Here is a 5167-nt window from a genome sequence, read left to right on the forward strand (position 1 = left end):
ACTGGAACCACGTGAGGCGGCAGGTCAAGCTGAAGGGCCTGACCCCGGCGGAGTTCCGGGAGCTGGCCCTCCGCGAGGCCGCTTAGCGGTTATGATTTAACGCGTCCAAGTTTTGGGGTGCAGTTCATTGACTCACTGAGTCATTTGAACCCGTCCCCATTGACTCATTGCGCGCTGTTCGCTTCTCGGGCGAGCTCGCGTTGAATGAGGTTCCTGCCAAGGCCGGTCGCCCGCTCCATCTTTCGGATGGAAAGCCCCGCCTGCTTGAGCGCCTGGAGGCATGCGAGCCGCTTCTTTGCCGGCAGGGTTTTGACGAGGTACGGCGCCATGCCGCGCAGCAAGCGTTTCGCCACCTGCATGAGCTCCCCGTCGTCGAGTTTCGCGGGAATCGCGAACGTATAGGTATCGCGCCCGCCCTCCTCGCTGAACGCGGCGAATCGCTCCCGGCCTCCGATGAGCTCGAGCACGGGCTTGGGGTCGACGATGCTCGGCGTGCCGACGTACTCGCCGTAGCTGCTCCAAGGATAGGCATCTCGCGCGTAGCCCCTGTCCCGCGGATTGTCGTGGATGTAGCGGACGGCCTGCAACAGGTAGGCGTCCGTCTCGATTGCCTTGCTCTTGAAGCGCCCCTGAAAGACCGACCCCACGTGTCCGGTGGTCTCGTTGAAATAGCGCGCGTAGCGTGTCTCGAGCGCATGCATCATGGCGGTCAGCTCGGCATCGCGATCCGAGACCAGCAGGTGCGCGTGGTTGTCCATGAGGCACCACGCGATGAGCTCGATGCCGTTGTCGCCCAGGCATGTGCGAAGCATGTGCAGGAACGCGCGCCGGTCGGTGTCATTCGAAAAGATGACCTGTCGCCCGTTGCCACGCACCATGACGTGATAGAAGCCGCTTTGGGATCGCTGTCTCGGTTGCCGTGCCATACCCGCTCCTTCCTGTCCGCCGCTTCGGAGCCGCGATGTCGGGGCCCCAAATTTGTGGTGGGGGAGTTCTGTAGTAGCACAGCGGGAGCGCCGCCGGGCGTAGAAATGCCTGGTTTCCGTAGGCGGTTTGCGCGCTGCGGCGAGCGGAAAGGGGACTGCGCACGGAGGAAATCGGGGTTGTGGGGGAGCTGTGATGGGTGCCAGAACGTGGACAGATGCCTGTTGGCACAACGCACCCCGCCATCGGTTGACCGTCGATGGCGGGGCGCGTCTTCGCTATGCCTGAGTCAAATGAACCTGTCCCTATTGACTCGGTGAGTCAATTGAACCCGTCCCCAATGACTCGGTGAGTCAAATGAACCCGTCCCCAATGACTCATTCGGCGCGGAGGGCGTCGACTACGCTTGCGGCATTGGTGCGGCGCAGGGCGTAGGCCACGCTCGCGAGGATCACCGCGGCGACCACGACCACCGCGATGCCCACCTGCAGCCACGGCAGGCTGAACTCGTAGGTGGTGTACGAGAGCATCATGGACTGGTAGAGCCCGAAGGAGGCGAGCGCAGCGACGACGAAGCCGATGATAAAGCCGCGCAGCGCGTAGCTCGCGCACTCGTAGGCGATCATGCGGCGGAACGCCCGGTTGCCCATGCCGATGGACTTGAGCATCGCGAACTCCCGGCGGCGCAGGATGAGCGCGTTCGCGAGCGTGTTGAACACGTTCGCCACGGCGATGAGGCCGGTGATGGCGGCGAAGCAGTAGATGAACGTGTTCACCGTGGTGGCCATGAGGCGCGCTTGGAGCTTGCCCTGGGCGACGTTCGTGTAGGTGATGTCGAGCTCGGGGTAGTCGGCGGCGATGTCCTCGATGGCCTCCTGCGCCTCGCTGGCGCGCGCCGCGTCACCGCCCGTGTCGAAGGACATGCTCGCGCGCACGTACCCGGCGCCCTCGGCGAGGTCGATCGCGGAGGCGGGCAGGATGAGCTGGAGCGTTCCCGTGGCGGTGGTGCATCCGGGACGCGTCTTCGCGAGCGCGCCCACCGTGATGTCCTGCTCGCGCGCGACCGCCTCGGCATAGGGCAGGTAGTGCGGCTCGCCCTCGTCGTCGTAGTACAGCGCGCGCAGGCCGCCTGCCGGGTCGTCCTCGATGCCGGAGATGAAGCGGCCGTCGAGGTCGGCGAATTCGAGCGAGCGGATCGTGCCCGTGCTCTGGAACGGCTGGTAGTTGCTGTACTTCTCGCCGTCATGGACGTCGTAGTCGTTCACCGCGATGGCCTGAGGCTGCGCGGGGTAGCAGAAGGCATCGCGCGAGAGGCCGAGCGCATCGACGTACGCCTCCCAGCTCGCCTCGTCGACGAAATCGAGGTAGGCGCTGCCGTACCACGAGCCGTCCGCGAGGAGCGGGCCTCCGCTCTCGAGGTTCTCGACATCGCTATCGAGCATGCCCGCGGGCATGAGCGCCTCGGCGACGTAGGAGGTCGTATAGCCGTTCGGCGCGGCGTCCTCGATGTCCTGCACGTCGGCGTAGAAGCGCTCGAGCGCGTCCTGCATGCCCGGGCCGTCGACCTTGCCGTCTGCGAGCGCGAGCGACTGGTCCGCACCGGCGCCCGTGGCGTCGATATAGAGGATGAGGTCCTGTCCCTCCATGGTATCCACCGTGGTGCCGCTCGCGTAGCTCATGACATCGGCGATGGAACCCGATGTGATGAGGAGCGCGACCGAGACGGCGAGCGCGGCCACCGTGACGCGCCCCTTGGACGACGCGCGCGTGAGGTTCCGGTGGGCGATGAAGCCGGGGACGCCGAAGAGGCGGCCGGCGAGGCCGAGCGGGCGGGCACCCGTGCCGGCCGTGCCGTTCGCGTCGCCCCGTGCCGCGCGACGCAGTGCCCGGCGCGCCCGACGGGTGAGGTGCACGTCCTGCGTCTGGCGGATGGCGTCCACGGCCGAGACGCGGCTCGCGCGGATCGCGGGCACCCAGGCGCTCACGAGAAGCGTGACGAGGCTGAGCAGCACGGCGATGCCGAGCGCCACGGGGCTCACGACCACGCTCGCGGCCGCGCCGCCGGAGAGTGCGGCGATGCCGTCGCCGAGCAGGCCGAACACCACGAAGCAGCCGGCAAGGCCGAGGAGGAGCCCGGCGGGGATGCCGATGCCGCCGATGATGAGCGCCTCGACGAGCACGGTGCGGCGGAGCTGCCGGCGACTCGCGCCCAGGCTCGAGAGCAGGCCGAACTGGCGCGTGCGCTCGGCCACCGAGATGGCGAACGAGTTGTAGACGAGCGACACGCCCGCCACCACCACGACGGCGGCGAGGATGCCCGCGATCTGGTAGAGCGTGTTCCAGATGGCGGTGTCCGGCGTGGCGCCCATCCAGCGGATGAGGGAGGAGTGGACGGCCGAGGCGCCGTCGACGGTGCGCCCGTGGACATCGACGATCTCGTCGGCGAGCTGCTCCGCGTCCGCCGGGTTCGCGGTGCGGAAGAGCGCGCCCACCCACGTGGCATCGGACGCGTCGGAAATCGCGCGCTCGGCGGCGCTGCCATCGTCGTAGATGTAGGCGATGTTGCCTTGGAGCGAATAGGTGGTGGAATACCCGTAGGCGCGGTAGAACCCCACGACGGTGCCCTCGATGCTCCCGAGATCCGCATCGTATGCCTCGGTCTGGGTCGCCTCATCGATGTAATCGCCGCGTATCGCCGTTACCGTGGCGCTCGCGCCGTCCGACAGGTTCGTGACGGTGCGCGTGCCCAGGTCGAGGGTGACGTTGCTGCCCACCTCGATGGCGCCGCCGCTCGCGGTCGAGAGGCCGCAGGGCGCGAGCTCGACGTTCTGCAGGTAATGGGGGAGGAGGATCTCGCCCGGCGCCTCCGGGGCGCGGCCGGAGACGATCTCGGGCGTGGAGATGAGCGGTTCGTCCTCGCCGCGCACATCGGGCCAGGTCTTCACGTAGAGGTACTTCCCGAAGAGGTCGGAGTTGTCCTCGCCGAGGGAGACCGTTCCCAGGTCCGTGATAGTGAGCAGGTCGGTGACCTCCGGATCGGTTTCCAGGCGCTCGAGGTCATCTGCCGTGATGCCTGCGGCCTCGGCATACCACCAGCCCTCGTCGGCCGCCGTGCGCTCGATGAGCATGTTCGAGAGCGATACCACGCTCGTGAGCACGGCGGTTATGAGCGCACACGAGAGAGCGACGCCGATGATGGAGACGACGGTGCGCGTACGGTTCTTCGCGAGCGACCGCAGCGTGAAGCGGGTGAAGATGCCCATCCTAGCGCACCTCCTCCGACGCCGCGCGCGCCGCGCCGCCCAGGTGCGCCGAGGGCGCGGGACGGCGGCGCTCATCGCGCACGAGGCGGCCGTCCTCGATGGCGATGACGCGGTCGGCCATGAGCGCGATGTCCTCGTCGTGGGTGATGACGATGAGCGTCTGCTTGAGCTGGCGGTTCGAGTCGCGCAGCAGGGTCATGATCTCGGCCGAGTTCTTGGAATCGAGGTTGCCGGTAGGCTCGTCGGCGAGCACCACGGCCGGTGCGTTCATGAGGGCGCGGCCGATGGCGACGCGCTGCTGCTGCCCGCCGGAGAGCTGGTTGGGCAGGTTGTGCTCGCGGCCGGTGAGGCCGAGCGCGCGGAGCAGCATCTGGAGCCGCTGCTCGTTCACCGGGCGTCCGTCCATGCGCACGGGCAGCGTCATGTTCTCCACCACGTCGAGCACGGGGATGAGGTTGTAGAACTGGTAGACGAGGCCCACCTCGCGGCGGCGGAAGACGGCGAGCTGCTCGTCGTTGCGTGCGAAGATGTCCTGGCCCTGCAGGCGCACGGTGCCCGAGGTGGGGCGGTCGACGCCGCCCATGAGGTGCAGAAGGGTCGACTTGCCCGAGCCCGAGCTGCCGATGATGGCGATGAACTCGCCCGCCTCGACGGCGAACGAGACGTCGTCGAGGGCGCGCACGGCCGTCGGGCCCGTGCCGTAGACTTTGGTGAGGTGCTCCACGGAGAGGATGTTCATGGCTGCTCCCAGCGTTTGCGCGGATACGTCACCAACCATACTGCATGCGCGCCCTTGCGCCCAGATGACCACCGCGTGACAGTTTCGTCACGTGAGTCAATGGGGACGGGTTCAAATTGAACTGCACCCCAAAACTTGGACGCGTTAAATCATAACCGCTAAGCGGCCTCGCGGAGGGCCAGCTCCCGGAACTCCGCCGGGGTCAGGCCCTTCAGCTTGACCTGCCGCCTCACGTGGTTCC

Annotated in this window: 5 protein-coding genes; 1 reads left to right on the top strand and 4 read right to left on the bottom strand. The window is 67.3% G+C overall.

Annotated elements, in window-relative coordinates:
• The coding region (locus B5G02_RS10350; protein ID WP_428843242.1) for an IS3 family transposase at nt 1-86 on the top strand (86 nt) is incomplete at its 5' end.
• Between the two features lie 78 nt (nt 87-164).
• Here the strand turns inward: B5G02_RS10350 and B5G02_RS09920 are convergent.
• The 4 genes from B5G02_RS09920 to B5G02_RS10355 form a co-directional block, all read right to left on the bottom strand.
• Nucleotides 165-926 carry a transposase gene (locus B5G02_RS09920; protein ID WP_241146233.1) on the bottom strand — a complete coding sequence of 254 codons (762 nt, stop codon included), beginning with the start codon at nt 924-926 and terminating at the stop codon, nt 165-167.
• A 375-nt stretch (nt 927-1301) separates the two neighbouring features.
• The gene (locus B5G02_RS09925) at nt 1302-4187 is read right to left on the bottom strand and encodes an ABC transporter permease (RefSeq protein WP_094336094.1); all 2886 of its coding nucleotides are present in this window, start codon (nt 4185-4187) and stop codon (nt 1302-1304) included.
• Nucleotide 4188: 1 nt separating this feature from the next.
• Nucleotides 4189-4926 carry an ABC transporter ATP-binding protein gene (locus tag B5G02_RS09930; RefSeq protein WP_019238404.1) on the bottom strand — a complete coding sequence of 246 codons (738 nt, stop codon included), beginning with the start codon at nt 4924-4926 and terminating at the stop codon, nt 4189-4191.
• Nucleotides 4927-5084: 158 nt separating this feature from the next.
• A partial coding sequence (locus B5G02_RS10355) for an IS3 family transposase (protein ID WP_428843244.1) occupies nt 5085-5167 on the bottom strand: 83 nt, incomplete at its 5' end.

The sequence above is a fragment of the [Collinsella] massiliensis genome, assembly GCF_002161605.1.
In the GTDB taxonomy this organism is placed as follows: domain Bacteria; phylum Actinomycetota; class Coriobacteriia; order Coriobacteriales; family Coriobacteriaceae; genus Enorma.

Bases quoted from the DNA above. Each gene is read 5' to 3' on its own strand.
- B5G02_RS09920 (WP_241146233.1), bottom strand. From the start codon at position 926: ATGGCACGGCAACCGAGACAGCGATCCCAAAGCGGCTTCTATCACGTC.
- B5G02_RS09925 (WP_094336094.1), bottom strand. From the start codon at position 4,187: ATGGGCATCTTCACCCGCTTCACGCTGCGGTCGCTCGCGAAGAACCGT.
- B5G02_RS09930 (WP_019238404.1), bottom strand. From the start codon at position 4,926: ATGAACATCCTCTCCGTGGAGCACCTCACCAAAGTCTACGGCACGGGC.